Source organism: Microbacterium sp. BH-3-3-3 (assembly GCF_001792815.1).
In the GTDB taxonomy this organism is placed as follows: domain Bacteria; phylum Actinomycetota; class Actinomycetes; order Actinomycetales; family Microbacteriaceae; genus Microbacterium.
The window spans coordinates 2,255,635-2,279,367 of sequence record NZ_CP017674.1; the positions used below are offsets into that span (position 1 = coordinate 2,255,635).

Annotated in this window: 19 protein-coding genes; 9 read left to right on the forward strand and 10 right to left on the reverse strand. The window is 70.7% G+C overall.

Translation table 11 applies throughout. The features are described from left to right. The first annotated feature begins 345 nt into the window (after positions 1-345). Genes BJP65_RS10450 through BJP65_RS10465 form a run of 4 tightly spaced genes read left to right on the forward strand, consistent with a single transcriptional unit; the run spans position 346 to position 3,712 of the window. On the forward strand, positions 346-1,305 hold the full coding sequence (locus tag BJP65_RS10450) for a hypothetical protein (RefSeq protein WP_070409092.1): 960 nt from the start codon (positions 346-348) through the stop codon (positions 1,303-1,305). 45 nt (positions 1,306-1,350) lie between these two features. Beyond that, positions 1,351-2,112, forward strand: coding sequence for an SDR family NAD(P)-dependent oxidoreductase (locus BJP65_RS10455; RefSeq protein ID WP_070409093.1), 762 nt, complete (start codon positions 1,351-1,353; stop codon positions 2,110-2,112). Then, positions 2,109-2,885 (forward strand): enoyl-CoA hydratase/isomerase family protein, encoded by a 777-nt coding sequence (locus BJP65_RS10460; protein ID WP_070409094.1) that lies wholly within the window; start codon positions 2,109-2,111, stop codon positions 2,883-2,885. Before BJP65_RS10455 ends, BJP65_RS10460 begins: the two co-directional genes overlap by 4 nt. Further along, entirely contained in the window at positions 2,882-3,712 is an 831-nt protein-coding gene (locus BJP65_RS10465; protein ID WP_070409095.1) for an NAD(P)-dependent oxidoreductase, read from the forward strand. Before BJP65_RS10460 ends, BJP65_RS10465 begins: the two co-directional genes overlap by 4 nt. A gap of 423 nt (positions 3,713-4,135) precedes the next feature. On the opposite strand, the gene BJP65_RS10470 is transcribed toward BJP65_RS10465, so the two are convergent. The 6 genes from BJP65_RS10470 to BJP65_RS10495 are packed head-to-tail and all read right to left on the reverse strand — an operon-like array spanning position 4,136 to position 11,360. Next, on the reverse strand, positions 4,136-5,125 hold the full coding sequence (locus tag BJP65_RS10470) for an ornithine cyclodeaminase family protein (protein WP_156784873.1): 990 nt from the start codon (positions 5,123-5,125) through the stop codon (positions 4,136-4,138). Then, positions 5,125-6,348, reverse strand: coding sequence for an amidohydrolase family protein (locus tag BJP65_RS10475; protein WP_070409097.1), 1,224 nt, complete (start codon positions 6,346-6,348; stop codon positions 5,125-5,127). The genes BJP65_RS10470 and BJP65_RS10475 overlap by 1 nt, the downstream gene beginning before the upstream one ends. Further along, positions 6,345-7,883: an ABC transporter substrate-binding protein gene (locus tag BJP65_RS10480; protein WP_070409098.1), complete on the reverse strand. Its 1,539-nt coding sequence runs from the start codon at positions 7,881-7,883 to the stop codon at positions 6,345-6,347. Before BJP65_RS10480 ends, BJP65_RS10475 begins: the two co-directional genes overlap by 4 nt. Beyond that, complete coding sequence (locus BJP65_RS10485) at positions 7,880-9,550, reverse strand: ABC transporter ATP-binding protein (RefSeq protein WP_070409099.1); 1,671 nt, start codon at positions 9,548-9,550, stop codon at positions 7,880-7,882. Before BJP65_RS10485 ends, BJP65_RS10480 begins: the two co-directional genes overlap by 4 nt. Beyond that, complete coding sequence (locus tag BJP65_RS10490) at positions 9,547-10,446, reverse strand: ABC transporter permease (protein WP_070409100.1); 900 nt, start codon at positions 10,444-10,446, stop codon at positions 9,547-9,549. The genes BJP65_RS10485 and BJP65_RS10490 overlap by 4 nt, the downstream gene beginning before the upstream one ends. Then, positions 10,443-11,360: an ABC transporter permease gene (locus BJP65_RS10495; RefSeq protein WP_070409101.1), complete on the reverse strand. Its 918-nt coding sequence runs from the start codon at positions 11,358-11,360 to the stop codon at positions 10,443-10,445. The genes BJP65_RS10490 and BJP65_RS10495 overlap by 4 nt, the downstream gene beginning before the upstream one ends. A gap of 187 nt (positions 11,361-11,547) precedes the next feature. Between BJP65_RS10495 and BJP65_RS10500 the strand changes: the two genes are divergently transcribed. Further along, positions 11,548-12,249: a GntR family transcriptional regulator gene (locus tag BJP65_RS10500; RefSeq protein ID WP_070409102.1), complete on the forward strand. Its 702-nt coding sequence runs from the start codon at positions 11,548-11,550 to the stop codon at positions 12,247-12,249. 158 nt (positions 12,250-12,407) lie between these two features. Here BJP65_RS10500 and BJP65_RS10505 read toward each other — a convergent pair whose 3' ends face one another. The 4 genes from BJP65_RS10505 to BJP65_RS10520 all read right to left on the reverse strand — a co-directional run bounded on the left by BJP65_RS10505 (position 12,408) and on the right by BJP65_RS10520 (position 17,708). Continuing rightward, the gene (locus BJP65_RS10505) at positions 12,408-13,250 is read right to left on the reverse strand and encodes an HAD family hydrolase (RefSeq protein WP_070409103.1); all 843 of its coding nucleotides are present in this window, start codon (positions 13,248-13,250) and stop codon (positions 12,408-12,410) included. Between the two features lie 64 nt (positions 13,251-13,314). After that, the gene (locus BJP65_RS10510) at positions 13,315-14,730 is read right to left on the reverse strand and encodes a glycoside hydrolase family 1 protein (RefSeq protein ID WP_070409104.1); all 1,416 of its coding nucleotides are present in this window, start codon (positions 14,728-14,730) and stop codon (positions 13,315-13,317) included. 19 nt (positions 14,731-14,749) lie between these two features. After that, on the reverse strand, positions 14,750-16,609 hold the full coding sequence (locus BJP65_RS10515) for a beta-glucoside-specific PTS transporter subunit IIABC (protein ID WP_070409105.1): 1,860 nt from the start codon (positions 16,607-16,609) through the stop codon (positions 14,750-14,752). Between the two features lie 190 nt (positions 16,610-16,799). After that, positions 16,800-17,708, reverse strand: a complete 909-nt coding sequence (locus tag BJP65_RS10520) for a PRD domain-containing protein (RefSeq protein WP_070409106.1) — start codon at positions 17,706-17,708, stop codon at positions 16,800-16,802. 263 nt (positions 17,709-17,971) lie between these two features. On the opposite strand from BJP65_RS10520, the gene BJP65_RS10525 reads away from it, so the two are divergent. The 4 genes from BJP65_RS10525 (at position 17,972) to rlmN (ending at position 23,648) form a co-directional block, all read left to right on the forward strand. Beyond that, complete coding sequence (locus BJP65_RS10525) at positions 17,972-19,879, forward strand: beta-glucoside-specific PTS transporter subunit IIABC (RefSeq protein WP_070409107.1); 1,908 nt, start codon at positions 17,972-17,974, stop codon at positions 19,877-19,879. Then, positions 19,866-21,317 (forward strand): glycoside hydrolase family 1 protein, encoded by a 1,452-nt coding sequence (locus BJP65_RS10530; RefSeq protein WP_055941001.1) that lies wholly within the window; start codon positions 19,866-19,868, stop codon positions 21,315-21,317. Before BJP65_RS10525 ends, BJP65_RS10530 begins: the two co-directional genes overlap by 14 nt. A 44-nt stretch (positions 21,318-21,361) precedes the next feature. Then, positions 21,362-22,192, forward strand: coding sequence for a PRD domain-containing protein (locus BJP65_RS10535; RefSeq protein ID WP_055832807.1), 831 nt, complete (start codon positions 21,362-21,364; stop codon positions 22,190-22,192). Between the two features lie 139 nt (positions 22,193-22,331). After that, positions 22,332-23,648 (forward strand): 23S rRNA (adenine(2503)-C(2))-methyltransferase RlmN, encoded by a 1,317-nt coding sequence (gene rlmN / locus BJP65_RS10540; RefSeq protein WP_258027460.1) that lies wholly within the window; start codon positions 22,332-22,334, stop codon positions 23,646-23,648. Positions 23,649-23,733: the final 85 nt, after the last annotated feature.

Here is a 23,733-nt window from a genome sequence, read left to right on the forward strand (position 1 = left end):
GGCCCCGCGCGGCGTGTCCTGGACACTCAACGGGGGGATGAGGGGGGAAGAGAACGCTCAGGTCGCGTGCCGTTCTCCGACATCGGGGATGCTCGTCGCACGACCCTCGCGTGCCCGGCGCACCCCCGCGACCCGCGGACGGCGGCGATGCCGTCGAGTGTCCAGAACACGCCGGGGTGGGCCCGGGCGGCGCGGCGCGTCTTGGACACTCGGCGGGGGAGCGGGCGGGGCGCTGGGCGGGGCAAGGGCGGGGCGCGGGCGGGGAGAGAGCGGGGCGCTGGACGGGGCGGCGCGAGGGGTTCGTATGGCGGGTGGGAGCGCGGCAGAATGAGCACGGGGGATGCCATGGAATTGTCGATCGGATTGTTGGCGGTGAGCGTCGCGGTCGCGGCCGCGGTGCTGTCCGTGGCGTTGCCGCGGGTCGCGACCCCCGGGGCGATGACCCTCTTCCTGCGCTTCGCCGCGGTGTCGGGAGTGTGCGCGGTCGGTTCGAGCGCGATGTACCTCATCTACGGCACGGGTGGCGGCATGATCACCCTGGTCGCGGGAGACGTGGCGATGGTGCTCGCGCCCGCCCTGCTCTTGGTGGCGGTGCGCGTGCTCGACGGGTCCCGGGCCATTCGCACCTCGATGGCGACGCTCGCCCTGGCGCTGCTGGTGGCCACGGTCACCGCGACCGTGCCGTTGCCGACGTCGCTCGCGGTGAAGGCGTTGGCGTTGACGGTGGTCAGCGGGGCCTGCGCGTGGGCGGCGATCCGCGCGCGCGTGGAACCGTCGGGGCCGTTGCGGATCATCGCCGTCGTCACCGCGGTCTACGCGCTGTACAGCCTCGCGCGCGTCGTGGTCGGGTTCGGTGCGGGCTGGGACTCCCCGCTGTACCTCACGGCCTTCTCGTTCGCTCCGGCCACCGTGCTGGGCGCGCTCGCCGTGCTGCTTAACGGCGCGTCGGTGGTGCGTCTGCGCTTCGGTCCCCGGGTCGCCGAGCCCCCGACGCGGTGCGCACCCGGCGCCGCCGTCGTCCTCGGCGATTGGGACCTGGCATCCGCGGCGTACGGACCCGACCGCATGCGCGCTCTTCTCGTCGACCTGCGCGCCGCCGCTCGCGACCTCGATCCCGAGGCCGCGGACGTGGCGGGCGGGGTGGAGACGTCGGTGCCGAACGCGACGACGGCGCTCGGCGAACGCTTGCGCACCGCGTACGACTGGAATCCCGAAGAGGTCATCCTGCTCGTCGACGGGGCGGCCACCGCGGCCATCCGCACCCACCCCGGGCGCACGCGCGGGCGGGGCTCGTCGCGATCCTGAGTCTCGACTAGGGTGGGACCCGGTTTCAGCTTCGAAGGAGAATGCATGGATATCGCAGGAGCCTCCGCCCTCGTCACCGGCGGTGCCTCGGGCCTGGGCCTGGCCACCGTCCGCCGCCTCACCGCAGCGGGCGCGAACGTCACGATCGTCGACCTGCCCTCCTCGAACGGCGCTGCCGTCGCCGAGAGGCTCGGTGGCTCCTTCGTCGCCGCCGACGTGACGGATGCCGATCAGATCGCGGACGCTGCCGCCCGCGCCGCCGAAGCGGGCCCCCTGCGCGTGGTCGTCAACTGCGCGGGCATCGCCCCGCCGGCGAAGGTGCTCGACCGCGAGGGCGCGCCCACCTCGCTGCAGGACTTCGAGCGCGTCGTGCGCGTCAACCTCATCGGCACCTACAACGTCGTCGCGCAGACCTCGGCCGTCATGGCGAAGACCGAACCGACCGAGAGCGGGGACCGCGGCGTCATCGTGAACACGGCGAGCGTCGCGGCCTTCGACGGACAGATCGGCCAGCCCGCCTACTCCGCCAGCAAAGGCGGCGTGCACGCGATGACGCTGCCCCTCGCGCGAGAGCTCGCCCGCTACGGCATCCGGGTGGTCACGATCGCCCCCGGCATCATGGAGACCCCCATGCTGAAGGGCCTCCCGCAGGCGGCGCAGGACTCCCTCGGCCAGCAGGTGCCCTACCCCTCCCGCCTCGGAACCCCCGACGAATACGCGCGTCTCGTGCTCGCGATCGCCGACAACGGCTACCTCAACGGCGAGACGATCCGCCTCGACGGCGCGATCCGGATGGCGCCGAAATGACCGACGGCATCCTGCTCCACGTCGAGGACGGGCTCGCGCGCGTCACCTTCGACCGCGCCGCGTCGCTGAACGCGATGGATTTCCCGATGGCGCGCCGCTGGCGCGAGGTCGCGCACGAGGTGACGTCGGACGCGTCCGTCGGAGCGGTGATCCTGGATGCCACCGGCCCCGCGTTCTGCGCGGGCGGCGACGTGGTGGCCATGGCGACGACCGGCGCGTCGGGTCGCGAGGTGACCGAGACGGCCGAGGCGATCCACGACGGCATCCGCACCTTCGTCGAGGCGCCGCTGCCGATGGTCGCCGCCGTTCACGGTGCGGTCGCGGGTGGCGGGCTCGGCCTGATGCTCACCGCCGACTACGTCGTCGCGAGCGAGAACGCCCGCTTCGTCAGTCGCTACGCGAACATCGGGCTCACCCCCGACCTCGGCGTCTCCACTCTGCTGCCCGCGGCGATCGGTCAGCGTCGTGCGCTGCAGCTGCTGCTGCAGGACCGCATGCTCTCGGCCGCCGAGGCCCTGGACTGGGGGCTGGTGGCCGAGGTCGTGGCATCCGGCGATCTGGCGCCCCGCGTGAACGAGATCGCGCGGTTCTGGCTCGACGGTGCGACCGCGGCCTTCGGTCAGGCGACGCGCCTCGTGCGCGTGGGCGCCGCACGCACGCTGGCCGAGAACCTCGCCGACGAGGCCGCCACGATCGGCGCCGCCTTCGACACCCCCGAGGCGAAAGCGCGGGTCGCCGCCTTCGCCGCCGCCTCCGCGAAAGGACGCTCGTGACGCTCGCCGGAAAGACCATCCTGATGTCGGGCGGCAGCCGCGGCATCGGCCTCGCCATCGCGCTGCGCGCCGCGCGCGACGGTGCGAATATCGCGCTGCTGGCCAAGACCGACACCCCGCACCCCAAGCTCGAGGGCACGGTGCACACCGCCGCCGAGGCGATCCGCGCGGCGGGCGGTCAGGCGCTGCCCATCGTCGGCGACGTGCGCGACGAGGAGTCGATCACCGAGGCCGTGCGGCGCACCGTGGGGGAGTTCGGCGGCATCGACATCGTCGTGAACAACGCCAGCGTCATCGACCTGTCGGGTTCGCTCGAGCTCGCGACGAAGAAGTACGACCTCATGCAGGACGTGAACGTCCGCGGCACGTTTCTGCTCTCGCGCTCCGCGGTCCCCTTGCTGAAGGATGCCGAGAACCCCCACATCCTGTCGCTCTCGCCGCCGCTGAACGTCACTCCTCGCTGGCTGGGGGCGCACACCGGGTACAGCCTCGCGAAGTTCGGCATGACGATGGCGACGCTGGGCCTCGCCGAGGAGTTCGCGGGCGACGGGATCGCCGCCAACACCCTGTGGCCGCGCACGACGATCGCGACCGCGGCGGTGCAGAACGTCATCGGCGGCGACCGGCTCATGGCCGTGTCGCGCACGCCCGAGATCTACGCCGACGCGGCGTACGAGGTGCTCACCGCACCGTCGCGCGAGCGGACCGGACAGACGCTGATCGTCGAGGACGTGCTCCTCGCCGCGGGAGTGACGGACTTCTCAGGCTACGCCGCCGTGCCCGGAACCCCGGATGCCGCGATGTACCCCGACATCTTCTTGGACTGAGCGGGGCGTTGCGGTCCCTTCGTCGGGCGGTGGAGGTCGTGCAGTGGGCGTGGGGTCGTGGGGCCCCGCGGTGGGTGTCGCGTCCTACGTCGGCGCGGGGCCCTGCGGTCGGCATCCATAAACGCTGTTCGTGCGCATAAACGCTCCGTCACCGCGTTTATCGACACGAATCGCGTTCATGGGCGGGTGCCCCGCTCGCACGACAGACCGACGGGCAAGTCCCACGCGCAAGAGGTGCGCGGTGCCGCAATGGCGCACGGCCCCCAGTGGGCGAGGAGTCGCGGTGGTGCAGTGCGTCCATAAACGCGATTCGTGCGCATAAACGCTCCGTCACCGCGTTTATGCGCACGAACAGCGTTTATCGGCATCGCGGATGCCGCGTGGGCGCCGCCGCGCGTGGGCGCCGCCGGGACGACGGGTCGCTCAGGCGCTCAGGTCGACCGTCGTGCCGAGGCCCTGCGCGCGGGCTGCGCGGATGAAGACGTCGGCGACCGCGACGTCCTGCGCACCGATCCCCACCGAGTCGAACAGCGTGATCTCGTCGGGCGACCGGCGGCCCCGCGCCAGACCGGCGACGACCTCTCCGATCGTGCCGACGACGTCGGCCTCGGAGATCGCGCCCTCGGCGATCGCCCGCAGCAGATCGCCCGACTTCGTGCGCGCCGTCGCCCGGTCGTCGACCCAGATCGAGGACCGGGCCATGGCCGCACCGTCGACCTCGCGCTCATCCGCGCGCGGACGGGCTCCGACGACGTTGAGGTGCTGCCCCGGGCGCAGCCACGCGCCCTCGACGATCGCCTCCACCGACGGGGTCAGGGTGCAGACGACGTCGGCCTCCTCGAGCACCTCGCGAGGGGATGCCACGACGTCGATCGTCGTGGGCCATCCCTCGTCTCGAAGCTCGGCGGCGAGACCCTCGGCGCGCTCGCGCGTGCGCGACCACACCACGACGCGGTCGAAGGGCCGCACGTCGCGCAGCGCCAGGGCGTGCTCGCGGGCCAACGCCCCGGCGCCGATCAGCCCGAGGGTCCGGCTGTCGGGGCGGGAGAGCGTGCGGGTGGCCACCGCGCTGGCGGCGGCGGTGCGCACCCGGGTCGGCACGGCGCCGTGCAGCAGCGCGACCGGCGACCCGTCGACGCGGTCGACGACGAGGATCATCGAGCGCTGGGTCGGCAGCCGACGCCCCGCGTTGTCGGGCACGTCGGCCAGGAGCTTGACGCCCGCGAGGTCGGAGGCCTCGGACACCGCCGACATCAGGATGAACCGGTTGGAGTCCGCGGGCGTCGACATCGAGGTCGGGCCGGGCTGATCGGCGCGGCCCTCGGCGATCTCGGCGAACCCCCGGGAGACGGCCTCGGCGATGGCCTCGCGGTCGACGAGACCCTCCAGCTGGGGCGTGCTCAGCAGCAGCATCAGGCGCGGCTCCCCTCGGTCAGCTCGAGGGCGTCGGCGACGACGGCGCCGCGGAAGATCACGGTGCGGTCGCTCAGGCGGTCCATGACGGCCGCCGTCACGGTGTCGCCGGCGACCAGTACGAGGTCGGCGGGGTCGCCGATCCCGACGCCGGGGCGGTCGGCGCCGAGGGCGGGCATGGCCGCGCGGCCCATCACCGCGCGACCGCCCACCGTGGCGATCGCGACGCAGTGCTCGATGTCGTCGTCACGGCGGAAGCCGTTGGTGAAGGCCAGCTGCCAGGTGCGATCGAGCATGTCGGTGTTGCCGTAGGGCGACCAGTAGTCGCGCTGGCCGTCCTGACCCAGGCCCAGCGCGATGCCGTACTCGTCGAGCAGGTGCGTGGGCAGCGGCGCCTGAGGGGCGATCGTGGCCATCGAGATCCCGAGGTCGCGGAACTGCTCGAGCAGCGCCCGCAGTTGCGCCTCGGGGAGGCGCCCCAGGCCGTAGCCGTGCGAGATGGTGACGCGGCCCCGCATGTCGAGGGTGCGGGTGCGCTCGACGATCAACTCGGCCGAGAACTTCGCCAGCTGGTCCGGTTCGTGCAGGTGGATGTCGATGGGGGCGCCGTAGCGCTCCGCGATGGAGAACACGGCGTCGAGATGCCGGACCGGGTCGCGATCGAGGGCGCACGGATCGATCCCGCCGACCACATCGGCCCCGCGGGCCATCGCCCGATCGAGCACCTCGATCGATCCCGCCTCGCGCAGCAGACCCGCCTGTGGGAACGCGATGATCTCGACCTCGCACCGGTCGAGGTTGGCTTCGCGCGCCGCGAGCACGGCATCCAATCTCTCGAGATCCGCGTCGACGTCGACCTGGGCGTAGGTGCGCACCTGGGTCGTGCCGCGCGCGATCGCGCCCTCGAGCGTCGTCGCCACGCGGTGCTCCATGCTCCGCTCGGCGTGGCGCCAGTTGTCGCGGTCGTTCAGCATCATGCCCCACACCCCGGGCACCCCGGTGTGCGGCCGGAACGGCAGGCCGATGCGGGTCGAGTCGAGGTGCACGTGCACGTCGGCGAACGACGGCAGCAGGATGCGTCCGCGGCCCGACACCGTCTCGGTCGCGGGGTCGATGGGTTCCGTACCCGCCGGATGGATGCCGGCGATGAGGCCGTCCGCGAGGACGACGTCGGAGAGGGGGCCGCCCCAGGGGTGGACGTCGGTGAGGACGGTGGAGGTCATTCGAAGCTCGTTCCGGTGAAGTCGTACAGACCGTCGGCGCGCGGGGTCCAGCGCAGTCCGCTCACGGCGGCGAAGTTGTTGAAGGGCACGTACAGCGGAACGAAGTAGCCCTGCGTGTTGCTGTAGTCCAGCAGCTCCTCGAAGACCTGCTGGCGTGCGTCGCCCTCGACCCCGCGCTGCTCCGCCGCCCAGGCGGCGGTGGCGGGATCCTGCGCGTAGTTGTTGTTGCCCGCCGTCTCGTAGAAGTCGGTGAGGGGCAGGTCGCCGTCGAGCGTGGAGGGGGCCCAGGTGTTGAGGTAGACGCCCTGCATCTCGCGGCTGCGCACCTTCAGCGTGTGGCTCTGCTGGTCGGCACCGCGCATGTCGACGGCGATGCCGACGGCCTGCAGGTAGCCCTGGATGCTCTGGGCCACCTCGCTCGAGAGCGGGATGCGACCGTCGGTGGCGTAGTCGAACGGGATCGGCGTGCCGTCGTAGCCGGCCTCGGCCAGCAGCGCACGCGCGCCGTCGGGGTCGTAGCCGACGGGCTGGACGGAGTCGGAGAAGCCCTCCACCGCCGGCGCGATCATGGCCTTCGCGGGCTCGGCGAGTCCCGACAGCAGGGAGTCGACGATCGCCTGGGTGTCGACGGCCTTGGCCACCGCCTGGCGCACGCGCACGTCCTGCAGGGGGCCTGCGGTGGAGTTGACGCCGAGGAAGACGACCCCGTTCGAGGCGGCCGAGAAGGTCTGCGCCGACGGCGCGGCCTGCACCGAGGCCACCTGCGTCGGTCCGATCTGGGCGACGTCGAGGCTGCCCGAGAGCACGCCGTTCGCGCGCGATTCGGTGGACGACACCGGCTGCAGCGAGATCTCCTCGATGACCGGGGCCGGACCCCGGTAGTCGTCGTTGCGCTTCAGGTCGTACGACACGCCCGTGGTGATGTTGTCGAAGACGTAGGGCCCCGATCCGATCGGCTCCCGGGCGTAGGCGTCGGCCCCCATCTGCTGGTAGGTGTCGGCGGGCACGATCGAGATGAGCGAGGTGTTGCGGGGGAAGGCCGAGAACGGCTGCTTGAGGGTGAAGCGCACGGTGGTGGCATCCACCGCCTCGACGCTGTCGAGGGACGAGAGGTAGGCGTAGTTCTCGCCGCTCGGATCGCCCAGGATCGTCTCGTACGTGAAGACCACGTCGTCGGCGTCGATGGCCTCGCCGTTGCTGGCGGTCACGTCGGGGGTGAGCGTGAACTCCCACTGCGTCAGGTCGTCGTTGGCTTTCCATCCCGTCGCGAGCTTCGGCTCGAGGGTGCCGTCGGCGGCGATCTTCACCAGCTGATCATGGGTGTGGAAGAAGACCGACAGCACCACCAGCGCTCCCGAGCGGATGGGGTCCATGGAGCTCGGGTCGGTGGGCAGAGCCGCGGTCAGGCTCGTGCGGGCGGTTTCGCCCGAGCCTGCGGGGGAGTCGAATCCGCCGGCGCATCCGGCGAGGATCACGCTGCCGAGGGTGAGGGCGGCGGCGCCTGCGAGGGCGCGGCGGGCTGTCGAGCGGGTCATGAGAGGGCCTTTCGGGTGGGCGACGCAGAGAGGGTGGGTGAGTCGGCGAGGGCGGGTGACGCGGGGCGGGTGGGTGAGTCGGAGAAGAGGTGCGGGATGGCGTCGAGCAGGGTGCGGGTGTACGGATGCCGCGGCTCGGCGAAAACGCGCTCGGTCGGGCCCTCTTCGACGATGCGTCCGGCCTGCATCACGACGACGCGGTCCGCGATGCCGCGGACGACGCCGAGGTCGTGGGAGACGAAGAGGTAGGCGAGTCGCTGCTCGCGCTGCAGGCCGCCCAGCAGGTCGAGCACCTGCGCCTGGATCGAGACGTCGAGCGCCGAGACGGGCTCGTCGAGCAGCACGATCGCCGGGTCGAGGGCGAGCGCGCGGGCGATGCCGACGCGCTGGCGCTGCCCGCCCGACAGACGGGTGGGAAGACGGTCGTCGAACGAACTGTCGAGGCCGACCCCGTCGAGCAGCGTGCGCACGCGCGCCGACGTGAAGCTCCGGCGGATCTTCAGCGGTTCGCCGACGGAGCGGGCGACGCTCATGCGCGGGTCCAGCGCCGACGACGGGTCTTGGAACACCACCTGGGCGCGCGAGCGGATCTCGGCGCTGCGTCCGGCGATGTCGGGGGACACGGTGCGCCCCTCGAAGCGGATCGTGCCCGCGCTCGCCGGGGTGAGGCCCAGGATGGCGCGCAGCAGCGACGACTTACCGCATCCGGACTCCCCGACGACGGCGACGGTCTCTCCGGCGCGGATGCGCAGGGACACCCCGTCGACCGCCCGGGTGCGCCGGCCTCGACGACCGGGGTACTCGACGACGAGGTCGGTCACCTCCAGGGCGGGCTCCTCGGCGGTCTCGACCAGCGCCGGGCGGTCTGCCCCGGTGCGGGTCGACGGCGCCGCCGCGAGCAGCCGCCGCGTGTACTCGTGAGCGGGGGCCGACAGCACCGCGCGGGTCTCACCGTGCTCGACGACTCGTCCCGACCGCATCACGACGAGGTCGTCGGTGTGCTGGGCCACGAGGCCCAGGTCGTGGCTGATGAGCGCCAACGCCGACCCGGTGCGTTCGCGCACGTCGTCCAGCAGGGCCATGACCTGCGCCTGGACCGTGACGTCGAGTGCCGTGGTGGGCTCGTCGGCGATGAGCAGCAGCGGGTCGTTGGCGATGGCCATGGCGATGACCGCGCGCTGGCGCATGCCGCCCGACCACTGGTGGGGCCGCGACGCCGCGCGGTCGGCGGCGTCGCGGACGCCCACCGATTGCAGCAGCTCGACCGCGCGTCGGCGGGCGGCGGTGCGCGAGGTGGCGGGGGAGTGGGCGCGCACCGCCGCGGCGACCTGCGCCCCCACCGAGCGCAGCGGGTTGAGCGCCGACATCGGGTCTTGGAACACCATCCCGGTCACCCGACCGCGCATGCTGCGGAGCTCCCGCTCGCTCATCGACGTCACGTCGCGGCCGTCGATGCAGACGCTCCCCGAGGCGACGCGCACGCCCGGGGGCAGCAGGCCGAGGGCGGCGAGCATCGTGAGGCTCTTGCCGGAGCCGGACTCGCCGACGACGCCGAGCGCGGACGAGGGCGCCACCTCGAACGAGACGTCGTGAACCACGGTGCGGTGGCCCTCGTCGGTCGTGGCATCCAGACGCAGGTTCTCGACGGACAGGACGGGACGGGTCATCGTCGGGCTCCCTTGCGCAGGAAGGCGCCACGCGCCTCGGCGGTGAACTGCTGGCTAAGGAACTGCACGCCGCCCACGGCGAGGAACATCGCGATCCCGGGCAGGATCACCAGCCAGGGGTCGGTGGCCAGGTACTTCTGGCCGTCGTAGATCATGGCGCCCCAGCTGGGCGTGGGCGGTTGCACGCCGAGACCGAGGTACTCCAGAGACGCCTCGACGAGCACGATCGTGGCGATGTCGGTCGCGGCGATGATGAGCGTGTGCGGCCAGACGTTCGGCAGCACGTGCCGGGTGAGCGACCAGAAGCGATCGGCACCCTGTGTGCGCGGTGCCACGACGAAGTCCTGCGCCCGAAGGGCCGCGGCGACGTTGCGGGTGACCCGGGCGTAGCCCACCCACCAGGTGCAGCCGACGACGAGGATCGTGAGCCCCGCGCTGGGCGGGACGACGGCGCAGACGGCGATGAGCAGCAGGACGACGGGCATCGCCAGCACGGTGTTCGACAGCACCGACAGAGCGGATTCGATCCGCCCACCGAAGAAGCCGGCCAGGATGCCGACCGTGGTGCCGATCACCGCGTTGAGGCACACGATGGCCACCGTGATGCCGAGGGTGACGGCGGAGGCGAGGGCGATCCTGCTGAACAGGTCGCGCCCGAGCGGGTCGGTGCCCAGCGGGTGCGCCGGGTCGACGAAGGGCGGGAGCAGGACGCGCGACAGGTCCTGCCCGAGCGGGTCGAAGCCGGGCAGCACGGGACGCAGCGCGGTCGCGCCGACCACGACGGCGAGCATCACGATGCCGACGACGGCCGAGGGGCGCAGGCGCCGACGACGGGGGCGAGGGGGCGGTGCCGAGGTCGCGGCCTCGGGGAGCGGGGGCAGGGCGACGGTGGTCATGAGGTGGCCGTTCGGGGGTCGATGCGGGCGACGAGCAGGTCGACGAGGGTGTTGACGACGACGAAGGCGACGGCGACGAAGAGGAGCCCCGCCTGGACGATCGGGAAGTCGCGCTGACTCACGGCGGCCGTCAGCAGGCTGCCGAGCCCCGGCCAGGCGAACACCACCTCGACCACGACGGTGCCGCCGAGCAGACCGCCGAGGTTGAGGCCGGCCATGCCGAGCACCGGCGGCAGGGCGTTGGGGAGCATCTGCGTGAACAGGATGGTCGGTCGCGACTGGCCGATCGCGAAGGCCGTGCGCACGTAGTCCTGCTCGGCTTGATCGCTCAGCGCGGCGTCGAGCAGGCGGAGATACATCACGAACTGGCCGGTGGCGAGGGTCACGACCGGGAGTACGAGGCTCGCCGGACTCGTGCGGCCCAAGGACGGCAGCAGGCCGAGCGTGACCGAGAAGATCAGCACGAGCAGCAGGGCGAAGAAGAAATCGGGCACCGCCTGCCGGGTGGCGCCGAGCCAGCCGACGACGGCGCGCAGGATCCGGCTGCCGCTGAGGTGGATGACGACGGCTGCCACGAGCGCGAGGGCGAAGCCGGCCAGGAACGCCCAGAAGGCGAGTTCGACCGTGGCGGGGAGGCGTTCCCACACGAGCCCGAGCGCGGACTCGTGCAGGCGGTACGAGTCGCCGAGGTCGCCGACGACGACTCCGCGGAGGAAGTCGACGTACTGCACGATGACCGGGCGGTCGAAGCCGAGGCTGGCGTTGAGCGCGTCGACGTCGGCACTGCTGGCGTTGTCGGGGAGCAGGAGTGCGCCGGGGGCGCCGGTGAGGCGACCGAGGACGAAGCCGATCGTGACCACGAGGAAGACCGTGGCGCCGGCCAGGGCGAGGCGGCGGAGGAGGAAGGCGAGCACGGAGGTGACGCTACGGCGCGCAACGGGTATACCAAGGCGATGTAACGAACACGCAATGTGATCCTTACGCGGGCGTCATTTTGGAGTACCAAATCGCGATTCAAGCCATTTGAAAGACCCGGATTGCGCCATTTGGAATACCAAAGAACGGTTTCCTCCCACGTCTCACCCCTGTCAGGATGGAGGCGTGGACGACGACATCGACGCGACCGGCCGGCGCATCGCGCACATCCTGCGCGAGCGCATCATCACCGGTGAGATCGACATGGGCGACAAGCTCGGCGAGCGCGACATCGCCGAGGAGCTCGGCGTTTCGCGGGTGCCCGTCAGAGAGGCGCTGCACGTGCTCGAGGCCGAGGGGTTCGTGTCGTCGGCCCATCGCCGTGCGGCCGTCGTGCACCGCTTCACGGTCGACGACGCGAGGGAGCTGTTCGACATGCGCATGCACCTCGAGCCCTTCGCCGCGGCACTCGCCGCGGAGCGCGCCGCCGCGGGCGCCGACACCGCAGCGCTGCGGGCCGCGCTCGACGTGGCGCACGTCGCGTCGGTCGCCGCGGCGTCGGCCTCGTCGCGCAACTCCGATCTGCACGACGAGATCTTCGCCCTCGCCGGTCACGCGCTGCTCTCGCGGATGAGCGGTCTGCTCACGGGGCGCACGCGATGGCTCTTCCGTCTGACGCCCGAACGCGACACCCCCGGTCGATGGGACGAGCACGCCGAGATGGTGGAGGCGATCGTGGGCGGGCACGTCTCGCTCGCGCAGACGCTCGCCGCCGCGCACGTCGAGCGGGCCCGCGTGGAGTCGATGCCGGGTCTGGTCGAGCGGCTTCCCCCCGTCGAGCGGGCGGAGCGTCGCCGGCGGTCGCGCCGGGTTGCGTCGGGGGCCTGACCGCGCCGAGAGGGCGCCCGCGCTGCCCCGCCCGGCTGCGAGTAATGCGTCCGCGGGTCCATCTGCATGACCGGTGTGGCGCATGTGCTGTCGCGCGGCGTGTGAGGCGCCGCACGAACCAACGCTCCTGCATGTGGACCGCGTGGGCCCACGACCCGTCAGATCAGGCCCAGCTCCGCGAACGCGTTGTGCACGCCGTCGTCGAGCACGGCGGTGGTCACCCGGCCGGCGAGGCGCTGCAGCTCGGGCACGGCGTTGCCCATCGCGACGGGGGTGCCGACGACCTCGAACATCTCGACGTCGTTCCAGCTGTCGCCGATGCCGATGGCGTCCGTCGCCGACAGGCCCAGTTCGGCGAGCACGTCGGTGATCGCGGAGCCCTTGGTGACGCCGGCCTGGCCGATCTCGCCATTCGAGCCGCCGGGCAGCGGGATCGAGCCCGGGATGACGTGGAACCCGTCGCCGAGTTCGGCGGCGGCGTGGGCGACGGTGTCGGTCGAGGGGCTGACGAAGACGGCCTTGGCGACGGCGTCGCGGTCGACCTCCGACACCGGCCGGGGCTCGCGCCACAGCGGCTGCTCGGGGGGCAGCCCCTGGGCCTCGAGCTCGGCCGCGCGCTGGGCGTGACGCTCACGCCGGTACTCGTTCATCACGGCGCCCATGCCGGGGCTGGCGAAGACGCCGCCGTGGGTCTGCAGGAAGTAGTGGATGCCGTGGGCCTCGAAGTACCGCTCGAGGGTGTCGACGTCGGTGCGGGCGAGGGGGCGTTCCACCAGCGTCCGATCGGCCTGGGTCGCATACGCTCCGCCGTTGGTGATCGCGCCGTCGAAGCCGATGGCGAGCACGTCGGGGTGGATGTCGCCGGCGGAGCGGCCGGTGCTGAGCCACACGAGGTGCCCGTTCTCTCGCGCCTGTCGGATGGCGGTCGCCGTCGAGGGCGCCATCACCGAACCGTGTTCGAGGATCGTGCCGTCGACGTCGAGGAAGGCGATGCGGGTCATAGATGTACTCCAAGAGGTCGGCCCCGGGCCGTGAGGACCCGGGGCCGATCCGATCAGGGGGGGGTCAGCGCGTCAGCGACGCGCCATTGGTGCGGATGACGTCGGCGTACCAGCCGAACGACTTCTTCCGGTAGCGGTCGAGCGTTCCGGTGCCGTCGTCGTTGCGGTCGACGTAGATGAAACCGTATCGCTTGCTGAGCTGAGCGGTGCTGGCGCTGACGATGTCGATGCAGCCCCACGAGGTGTAGCCGAGCACGTCGACGCCGTCTTCGAGCGCCTCGCCGACCTGCACGAGGTGGTCGTTGAGGTAGGCGATGCGGTAGTCGTCGACGACCGTCTTCTCACCGTCGACCTCGACGAGCTGGTCGCGCGCGCCCAGGCCGTTCTCGACGATGAACAGCGGCTTCTGCCACCGGTCCCAGAACTGGTTCAGCACGAGGCGCAGGCCCACGGGGTCGATCTGCCAGCCCCACTCGCTCGCTTCGAGCGTGGGGTTGGCGATGCCGCCCATGATGTTGCCCTCGCCCTCGGCGCGCTTCGCGGGGTCGGCGGTCTCGGCGATCGACATGTAGTAGCTGAACGAGACGAAGTCGACGGTGTTCGTCAGGTCCTCGCGGTCCTGGTCGGTGATGTCGAGGGCGATGCCCTTCTCGCGCAGCGTCCGCAGGAAGTACCCGGGGTACTCGCCGCGGGTGTGCACGTCGCCGTAGACGAGGTTGCCGTGGTCGGCGTCCATGACGGCGCGGGCGTCGTCGGGCGACGGGGTGAGGGGGTAGATCGGCATCGACAGCACCATGCAGCCGACCTTGGCCTCGGGGGCGACCTCGCGGGCGATGCGGGTGGCCCGGGCGGATGCCACGAGCTCGTGGTGCATCGCCTGGTACAGCTGCTGCTCGGGAACGCCGCCCTCGGGGATCGGGATGCCGCCGCTCATGAACGGGGCGTGCAGCAGCGAGTTGATCTCGTTGAACGTCAGCCAGTACTTCACGCGCGAGCCGAAGCGCTCGAGCAGCGTGCGGGCGTAGCGCTCGTAGAACCCGATCAGCTCGCGGTTCGTCCACCCGCCGTAGGCCTCGGCCAGGTGCAGCGGCGTCTCGTAGTGCGAGATCGTCACGAGCGGCTCGATGCCGTGCTTCTCGAGTTCGTCGAGCACGCGGTCGTAGAACGCCAGGCCCTCTTCGTTGGGCTCGGTCTCGTCGCCCTTCGGGAAGATGCGGCTCCACGCGATCGAGAACCGGTAGACGCCGAAGCCCATCTCGGCGAACAGCGCGATGTCCTCCGCGTAGCGGTGGTAGTGGTCGATGCCGACGAGCTTGAGGTTGTCGGGCGTGGGCTGGTCGCTGCGGGGACCCGAGATGCCGCGGGGCATCACGTCCTGCACCGAGTACCCCTTGCCGTCTGCGTCGTACGCGCCCTCGATCTGGTTCGCGGCGGTCGCGCCGCCCCAGAGGAAGCCGTCGGGGAAGGAAGTGGTCGTCATGGTCTGTGCCTCCAGGGGGTCAGCGGGCGGTGGAGAGGGAGTCGACCGAGATGGCGCGGAACAGCGTCTCGCCGTGCGAGAGGGGTCCGGATGCCACGTCGGCGACGTCGGGATACAGGTCGCCGTTTGTCACGATGACCGGGGTGATCAGGTCGTACCCGGCCTTCTCGATGGCGGCGCCGTCGAATTCGAGCAGCAGGTCACCGGCCTTCACCTCGGCGCCGGACTGCACCTTGAGGGTGAAGTGCTGGCCGCCGAGCTTGACGGTGTCGAGGCCGACGTGGATCAGCAGCTCCACGCCGTCCACGCCGCGCAGGCCGATCGCGTGACCGGTGGGGAAGGCGGCGACGACGGTGGCGTCGAACGGGGCGTAGACCGCGCCCGAGGTGGGCCGGATCGCGACGCCCTTGCCGAGCGAGCCGTCGGCGAAGGCGGCATCCGGAACCTCGCTGAGGGCGACGACTGTGCCGTCGACGGGGTTCGAGACCTCGGTGTCGGTCGCCGCGGCCGGGGTCGCGGGGGCGGCGGTGTCGACGGGGTCGGTGAAGCCGATGAGCACGACCAGCAGGAACGGGATGACGATCGCGGCGGCGAGGCCGATCGCGAGCATGACCATGTTGCCGTTGCCCAGCAGGGCGGGGAGCGCGAGACCCGAGGGGACGACGAACGCCTTCGAGAAGACCCCGCCCATCGCGATGAGCGCGCCACCGACGGCGCCGCCGACGATGCCGAAGGCGAAGGGGCGCTTCAGCGGCAGGTTGATGCCGTAGATCGCGGGCTCGGTGATGCCGGCGAGGAAGCCCGACAGCGTCGCCGGGGCGGCGAGCGAGCGGAGGCTCTTGTTGCGGGTGCGAACGAGCACACCGGCGACCGCGGCGGCCTGGGCGAGCACGGCGGCGAAGACGGGTCCGATGAGCAGGATCATGCCCGTGGTCTGGTACTCGAGCTGGAAGAGCGGCACGAGGCCCCAGTGCAGGCCGAAGATCACGAAGACCTGCCAGAGGCCGCCCATGATGGCGCCACCGGCCCACGGCACGGTCTGGAACACCCAGCCGATGGCCGAGGCGAGTCCGCCGCCCACGAGCGCCGACAGCGGACCGATGACGACGAAGATCAGCGGCACGGCCACGAGAACGACGAGCATCGGGGTGACGAAGCGACGAATGGCACCGGGCAGCTTCGCGTAGAGGAAACGCTCGGCGTGGCTCTGCAGCCACACGATGATGATGACCGGGATGACGCTCGAGACGTAGCTGACCATCGTCACCGGGATGCCGAAGAACGTCACGTCGGGAACGCCGGTGAGGGCCGTGATCGAGGGGTAGACGAGCGCTCCCGCGATGGCGAGCGAGGTGAACTCGGCGGCCTTGAAGTAGCGGGCCGCGGTGATCGCCAGGGCGAGGGGGAGGAAGTTGATCAGCGCGTCGGAGAGGGCGTTGAGGATCGTGTAGGTGGTGGTCGTGGCATCCATCCACCCGAAGGTGACGGCCGCGGCGAGGAACGCCTTGAGCAGACCGGTGCCGGCCAGCGCCCAGAGGATCGGCGTGAAGATGGCCGAGATCATCGAGATGAACCGGTTGAAGAGATTGCCCTTCGGGCCCTTCTCGCCGGTGTCGTCGGAGCCCGCGCCGAGCTTCGTCTGCGACTGGATCGCCGCGAACACCTCGGGCACGTCGTTGCCGATGACGACCTGGTACTGCCCGCCCGCCTGGGCGGTGGTGATCACGCCGGGGGTGGCGCGGAGGGCTGCGGCGTTCGCCTTGCTCTCGTCTTTCAGTACGAATCGGAGCCTCGTCGCGCAGTGCACGAGCGAGGTGACGTTGCCTTCTCCGCCGACGCCGGTGAGAACCGCCGCCGCTGTCTTCGCGTAATCCGCCATCGGAATCCGCCTGCCTTTCGCCGCATCCATGCGGCCCGTCGAATGTTCTGTGGCGACGACCCGGATTGCTTTCGGGCAATAAAAAAGACCCGAATCCGTTCATCGCTCGTCAGCGATGTGGATTCAGGTCTTGCCCGCTCGCGCGGTAACAATCCGGAAATCGTCGGCAGGTGTGAACCTGCGTCCGCGACTATAGCACCGGCGCGTCGGGTGCGCCAGAGGTGTCAGCGCGCCCCATGCTCGTCGCCAATCGCTCGACGTGCACGGTCAGGTAGAGCACTTCCTCGTCGGTGAGGGTCGAGCTCGTCGCCGCGAGCACGTAGGCCTTCACGGCCTCGGCGATGCCGAAGGCGCGGGGGTAGCGGTGCTTCGCGAACTCGAAGAACGACGAGTCGCCGCTCGTGAGCATCGAGCGGTCCACGAGCCGCTGCAGCAGGAACCGCACGTGCAGGATGAACCGCGCGTAGTCGGGGCCGGCGGTGTCGAGGGGGACGCCGAGGCCCGTCTCGACCGTGCGCACGACGTGCTGCACGCGGCGGAACAGCAGGGCCGCGGTGCCGTTGGGCTCGTCGCGCGTCGCGTTGAGCAGGTGCATCGTGAGGAACACGCCCTCTTCGGGCGGGAGGTCGCGATCGAGGGATGCCGCGATCGAGGCCGCCATGCGCTCGGCGACACGCGATTCGTCGGGGTGGAGGATCCGCAGCTCGGGCATCGAGGTGACGGGGATGCGGATGCCCTGGTCGAGGCGCTCGATGACGTAGTTGACGTGGTCGATGACGGCGAGCGGCAGCCGACGCCCGAGGTCGCGGCCCAGTTCGCGCTCGGCTTCGTCGACCGCGCGCAGCACCGCCTGCACCAGGGCGTAGGGCGCGTCGGTGAGGAGCTTCTGCGCGTGCGCGGTGTCGGTGGCCTGGTCGAGCACGAACGTCTTCTCGACCTTGGCGGGGTCGACGTGCCCCTCGTGCTTGAGCTGGAAGCCGATGCCGCGTCCCATGAGCACGCGCTCGCGGCCGTCGGCGTCGATCGCCACGACGACGTTGTTGTTCAGAAGTTTCTGCACGCCGCCGGGCGGGATGGGGGCATCACCGGCACCGGGCATGGGATGCAGTTTAGAGCGGCGCGTCGCGCGCGAGTCGCCAGAATTCGTCGCCGCGAGGCGGTGCCGGGCGACGAATCCGGGCGACTCACGCGCGGGGCGCCGGGCGGCGGACTCGTGTAGAGTCGCCGACGGACATGTGACTGGTCATGCAGGCAGGATCCGAAAGCAGTGCGAGAGCGCCGCCTTCGGGTCCTTTTTTTGTGCCCGGCGACCGCGGCGCCGACGCCCGGTCGATGTGTCCGTCGATCCAAGGAAGGACGTCGATGACCACCTCAGACAGCGCGCGCAGCATTCTCGAGCACGTCGGTGGAGCCGCCAACGTGGCCGCTCTGCACCACTGCTCGACCCGTCTGCGATTCACCCTGACCGACGAGACGAAGGCCGACGAGGCGGCGCTGAAGGCGACCCCCGGCGTGATCGGCGTCGTGCGCGGCACCCAGACCCAGGTCATCATCGGCTCGAACGTGGCCGACTACTTCCGCGAGATCGAGAAGGTGCGCGGGGGCGGAACCCGCTCCGCGGCCCGCGTGGATGCCGCGAAGCCGAAGCTGACGTGGAAGGGCGCCGGATCGATCGCGATGGACTTCGTGGTCGGCGTCTTCACCCCGATCATCCCGGCCGTCGCGGGCGCCGGAATCTTCAAGTCGTTCCTGATCCTCGCGGTCGCCCTCGGGTGGCTGCAGACCAGCGACCAGACCTATCAGGTGCTCACCGCGATCCCCGATGCGGTGTTCTTCTTCCTGCCCCTGCTCGTGACCTACACCGCGGCGAAGAAGCTCGACACCAACATCCCGCTGGCCCTCGGCATCGTCGGACTGCTCGTCTTCCCGACCTTCGCGGGTCTGCTGACGCAGGAAGGCGGCGTCGCCCTCTTCGGCATCGCCGTCCCCGCCATCGCCTACAACGCCCAGGTCTTCCCCCCGATCCTGGCCGTGCTGCTGCTCGCCGTCGTCGAGCGCTTCGCCCGCCGCATCAGCCCGAGCGTCATCAGCACGTTCCTCGTGCCGCTGATCTGCTTCGTCGTGGTCGCCCCGGCCATGATCTTCCTGCTCGGCCCGCTCGGGTTCTGGCTCGGCTCGCTCCTGACCGGCGCGATGCTGTGGCTGTACGGCACCCTCGGCTGGGTGGCCGTCGCCCTCATGGCCGCAGCCCTGCCCTTCATCGTCTCGGTCGGCATGCACAAGGCCTTCATTCCGCCCACCGTGGCCACCATGGCCGCGAGCGGTCGGGAGAGCTTCTACCTCGTCGCCTCGCTCGCCCACAACCTCGCCGAGTCGGGCTCGAGCCTCGCCATCGCCGTGCGCACGAAGAACAAGACGCTGCGCGGCACCGCCATCTCGTCGGGAATCTCGGCGTTCTTCGGCATCACGGAGCCCGCGCTGTACGGCGTGACGCTGCAGAACCGCCGCGCGATCATCTCGGTCGTCATCGGATCGTTCGTGGGCGGCGCGTACCTCGGCATCGCGGCCATCTCGGCCTTCGCCCTGGTGAGCCCGGGAGCGGCGAGCATCTCGATGTTCATCGACATGGCCAACCCCTGGAACCTGCTGCACGCCGTCATCGGCGCCCTCGTGGCGATGATCGTGTCGTTCGCGGTGTCGCTGGTGATCTGGAAGGACTCCGACTCCGCCACGGTGCGCCTGCTCGACGAGCAGGCGGGGGTCGCGGCGCCCGCAGCCGACGCCGGCCCGGTCTCGAACGCCGGGATCATCGCCCCGATGACCGGCGAGGTCGTTCCGCTCGATCAGGTCGACGACCCGGTGTTCTCGGGCGGCATCCTCGGACCGGGCGTGGCCATCCGCCCCACCGACGGCGAGGTGCGCGCGCCCATCACCGGCACCGTGTCGAGCCTGCTGCCCTCACGCCACGCCCTCGGCATCCTCGGCGACGACGGTCTCGAAGTGCTCGTGCACGTGGGTCTGGACACGGTGCGCCTCGAAGGCGCTCCCTTCACCGCCCTCATCGCGCAGGGCGATCATGTGACCGCGGGCCAGCCCGTGCTCATCGCCGACCTCGCGGCCATCGAAGCCGCGGGCCTCGACATCACGACGCCCGTCGTCGTGCTCAACGGCGACGCCTACGACGTCGCCCCCCTCGTGACGGGACGCGTCGCCGCGGGCGCCGCGCTCCTGTCGACCGAAGAGAAGGAGACCGCGAATGGGATTGCCTGACGGATTCCTCTGGGGCGGCGCCCTCGCCGCCAACCAGGCCGAAGGTGCCTGGAACGAAGGGGGTCGCGGTCCCGCGGTCTCCGACGTGGCGAAATACCGGCCTCACGTCGACCCGCGTGAGTACGCGGTGCACCACCAGCACACGCTGGAGAGCATCCGCGAGGCCATGGCCGACGACGACATCGCGTATTACCCGAAGCGCCGGGGCATCGATTTCTACCACCGGTACCGCGACGACCTGGCGCTGTTCGCCGAGATGGGCTTCTCGGTGCTGCGCGTGTCGATCGCGTGGTCGCGCCTGTACCCGACCGGCGAAGAGCTCGAACCGAACGAGGAGGGCATCGCCTTCTACCTCGACCTGTTCACGGAGATGCGCCGTCTCGGCATCCGTCCGCTCGTCACGCTGTCGCACTACGACCCGCCGCTCGCCCTCGCGCTGAAGAACAACGCGTGGGTCGACCGGAGCACGATCGCGCTGTTCGAGCGCTTCTCGCGCACGTGCTTCGAGCGCTTCGGCCACCTCGTCGACCTGTGGCTGTCGTTCAACGAGATCGACGGCATCATCCGGCACCCGTTCACCTCGGGCGGCATCATCGACGAGACCGTCGAGGGGTCGCTGGAGCAGGCCTGCTACACCGCCCTGCACCACCAGTTCGTCGCGTCGGCGTCGGTCACCCGCATGCTGCACGAGATGTGGCCCGCGTCGGAGATGGGGTGCATGCTCACCATGCTCACCACCTACCCGAACACCTGTCACCCCGACGATGTCGCCGCCACCCAGGCGAAGGAGCGCATGCTCTACCTCTGCACCGACGTGCAGGCCGGCGGCGCCTACCCGCGCCTCGCGCTGAACGCGCTGGAGCGGCAGGGTGTCGTCATCCCCTTCGAGGACGGCGACGTCGAGCTGCTGCGCGACCACCCGGTCGACTACATCTCGTTCTCGTACTACATGACCCTCACCGAGTCGGTGCGTCCGGATGCCGAGCGCACGCCCGGCAACACGGTGCTGGGCGTGAAGAACCCGTACCTCGCCTCGAGCGAGTGGGGCTGGCAGATCGACCCGGTGGGGCTCCGCATCGCACTCATCGACCTCTACGACCGCTACGGCAAGCCGCTGTTCATCGTCGAGAACGGTCTGGGCATGCGCGACGAGCTGACCGACGACGGGCGCATCCACGACCCGTACCGCATCGACTACTTCCGCTCGCACTTCGCGGAGATGATCCGCGCCGTCGACGAGGGCGTGGACCTGCGCGGCTACACGAGCTGGGCCCCGATCGACATCATCAGCGCCTCGTCGTCGCAGATCTCGAAGAGGTACGGTTTCATCCACGTCGATCAGGACGACCTCGGCAACGGGACCGGGGAGCGGCGCCGCAAGGACTCGTTCTTCTGGTACCAGAAGGTCATCTCCTCGAACGGGGCCGACCTGGGGTGACCGCCGCACTCGATGCGCGTTCCCCGGGGTCGACGGAGACACCCATGCAGATCATCAAGAAGGTGCTGAACTCCAGCGTCGTGCTCGTCGAGGACGAGCGCGGCGTGGAGCGCGTGCTGCTGGGCAAGGGCATCGGTTTCGGCGCGAAGCAGGGCGACAGCGTCGCCCCCGAGGCGACCGATCGGGTCTTCGTCGCCCTCGACGACGCCGACCAGCGCAACCTCGTCGAACTGCTGGCGCAGATTCCGGGGGAGTTCGTCGAGCTCACCCGGGCCATCGTGCTGGATGCCGAGAACTCCGGCATCCAGCTCGATGCGCACATCTACCTGACCCTCACCGATCACCTGCACTTCGCCGTGGAACGTCAACGGCGGGGGCTGCAGGTGACCAACCGCCTGGCGTGGGAGGTGCGGACGGTCTACCCCGGCGAGTACGAGGTGGGCCTTCGGGCGCTGGCGCTGCTGCGCGAGCGCACCGGCGTCGCCCTGCCCGACGAGGAGGCCGCCAACATCGCGTTCCATCTCGTCAACTCCGAGGTGGGGCGTCCGGCGGTCGATTCGATCCGCGTGGTGGGGCTGGTGTCGGACATCACCACGATCGTCACGCACTCCGGGGGCGTGGCGCTCGACGGCGACGATCTGCACACCCGGCGGTTCCTCACCCACCTGCAGTTCTTCGCCGAGCGGTTGTTCTCGGGCCGCCTGGCCGGGCAGGACGACGACCTGCTCTTCGCGACCATGACGCAGAAGCACCCGCGGGCGGTCGCCACGGCCGAGCGCGTGCGCGCCTTCGTGCGCAAGGAGCACGAGGTGGAGATCTCCGACGAGGAGGTCGGCTACCTCGCCCTGCACATCGCGCGGGCGCAATCCGCCTGAGCACCCCGCTGCGTCGTTGCGTGAGTCGCCGGAATTCGTCGCCCGGCGACGCCCCGGAGCGACGATTCCTGGCGACTCACGCGGCTCTCGGGCGGGGGCGTCCAGCCGCGGTGCAGGCGCGCCGGGTAACCTGGAAACCATGACCGATCAGCCCCCCGTGCGCTCCACCACGCCCCGGCAGGTGCGCCCCGAGGGGGCCCCGGCGAACACCGGCATCCGCGAGACGCGCCCCGCGCCGTCGACGCGCGTCCGCCAGGTGCGCCCCGCGACCGAGGGGTGGAAGCAGGCGACAGACGAGACCGGTCGTCCGCTGCTGCAGTTCGCCAGCCCGAAGCGCGGCAAGCCCCCCGTGCACCTCGCCGACCTCACCCCCGCGGAGCGGGTCGAGAAGGCCAAGGAGCTGGGCCTGCCCGGCTTCCGCGCGAAGCAGCTCGAGAAGCACTACTTCACGCACTACACGTCGGACCCCGCCGACATGACCGACCTGCCGGCATCCGGTCGCGAAGAGCTCGTCGCGGGAATGCTGCCGCCGCTGCTCACCGAGGTACGCCGGCTCGAGACCGACCGCGGCGACACGATCAAGTTCCTCTGGAAGCTGCACGACGGCGCGCTCGTCGAGTCGGTGCTCATGCGCTACCCCGGCCGCATCACGCTCTGCGTGTCGAGCCAGGCCGGGTGCGGCATGAACTGCCCCTTCTGCGCCACCGGCCAGGCGGGTCTGACCCGCAACATGTCGGCGGCCGAGATCATCGAGCAGATCGTGCGGGCCAACGCGCTCATCGCCTCCGGCGGCCTGGGCGGCAAGAAGCACGACGACCACTCGCTCGACCGCGTCAGCAACATCGTCTTCATGGGCATGGGTGAGCCGCTCGCCAACTACGCGCGGGTCATGCAGGCCGTGCGCGTGATGGTCGACAAGGACCACGGCCTGGGCATGAGCGCCCGCGGCATCACCGTCTCGACCGTCGGACTCGTGCCCGCGATCAAGAAGCTCGCCGATGAAGACATCCCGGTGACGTTCGCCCTGTCGCTGCACGCTCCCGACGACCACCTGCGCGACGAGCTCATCCCGGTGAACTCCAAGTGGAAGGTCGACGAGGCACTGGATGCCGCGCGCAACTACTTCGACAAGACCGGCCGCCGTGTCTCGATCGAGTACGCCCTGATCAAGGACATGAACGACCACGCCTGGCGCGCCGACCTGCTGGCCGAGAAGCTCAACGCCCGCGGTCGCGGCTGGGTGCACGTGAACCCCATCCCGTTGAACCCGACTCCGGGGTCGATCTGGACGGCATCCGAGGTGCCCGTGCAGAACGAGTTCGTGCGCCGGTTGAACGACGCGGGCATTCCGACGACCCTCCGCGACACCCGCGGCAAAGAGATCGACGGCGCCTGCGGTCAGCTCGTGGCGACCGAAGACGACGCGGTGGCGGCCGCGGCGACGCCCGTCGGCTGACGCCCGCCGGTCCGTTCGGCGGCTGACGCCCGCCCGTGCGTTCGGCGGTGCCCGTCGAGCGCTCTCGCCGCCCCGGGCATAAACG

What these genes read in the sequence shown, in the direction of transcription:
- BJP65_RS10450 (WP_070409092.1), top strand. Translation starts at nt 346, where the DNA reads ATGGAATTGTCGATCGGATTGTTGGCGGTGAGCGTCGCGGTCGCGGCC.
- BJP65_RS10455 (WP_070409093.1), top strand. Translation starts at nt 1,351, where the DNA reads ATGGATATCGCAGGAGCCTCCGCCCTCGTCACCGGCGGTGCCTCGGGC.
- BJP65_RS10460 (WP_070409094.1), top strand. Translation starts at nt 2,109, where the DNA reads ATGACCGACGGCATCCTGCTCCACGTCGAGGACGGGCTCGCGCGCGTC.
- BJP65_RS10470 (WP_156784873.1), bottom strand. Translation starts at nt 5,125, where the DNA reads ATGCTGCTGCTGAGCACGCCCCAGCTGGAGGGTCTCGTCGACCGCGAG.
- BJP65_RS10475 (WP_070409097.1), bottom strand. Translation starts at nt 6,348, where the DNA reads ATGACCTCCACCGTCCTCACCGACGTCCACCCCTGGGGCGGCCCCCTC.
- BJP65_RS10480 (WP_070409098.1), bottom strand. Translation starts at nt 7,883, where the DNA reads ATGACCCGCTCGACAGCCCGCCGCGCCCTCGCAGGCGCCGCCGCCCTC.
- BJP65_RS10485 (WP_070409099.1), bottom strand. Translation starts at nt 9,550, where the DNA reads ATGACCCGTCCCGTCCTGTCCGTCGAGAACCTGCGTCTGGATGCCACG.
- BJP65_RS10490 (WP_070409100.1), bottom strand. Translation starts at nt 10,446, where the DNA reads ATGACCACCGTCGCCCTGCCCCCGCTCCCCGAGGCCGCGACCTCGGCA.
- BJP65_RS10505 (WP_070409103.1), bottom strand. Translation starts at nt 13,250, where the DNA reads ATGACCCGCATCGCCTTCCTCGACGTCGACGGCACGATCCTCGAACAC.
- BJP65_RS10510 (WP_070409104.1), bottom strand. Translation starts at nt 14,730, where the DNA reads ATGACGACCACTTCCTTCCCCGACGGCTTCCTCTGGGGCGGCGCGACC.
- BJP65_RS10515 (WP_070409105.1), bottom strand. Translation starts at nt 16,609, where the DNA reads ATGGCGGATTACGCGAAGACAGCGGCGGCGGTTCTCACCGGCGTCGGC.
- BJP65_RS10520 (WP_070409106.1), bottom strand. Translation starts at nt 17,708, where the DNA reads ATGCCCGGTGCCGGTGATGCCCCCATCCCGCCCGGCGGCGTGCAGAAA.
- BJP65_RS10525 (WP_070409107.1), top strand. Translation starts at nt 17,972, where the DNA reads ATGACCACCTCAGACAGCGCGCGCAGCATTCTCGAGCACGTCGGTGGA.
- BJP65_RS10530 (WP_055941001.1), top strand. Translation starts at nt 19,866, where the DNA reads ATGGGATTGCCTGACGGATTCCTCTGGGGCGGCGCCCTCGCCGCCAAC.
- BJP65_RS10535 (WP_055832807.1), top strand. Translation starts at nt 21,362, where the DNA reads ATGCAGATCATCAAGAAGGTGCTGAACTCCAGCGTCGTGCTCGTCGAG.
- rlmN (WP_258027460.1), top strand. Translation starts at nt 22,332, where the DNA reads ATGACCGATCAGCCCCCCGTGCGCTCCACCACGCCCCGGCAGGTGCGC.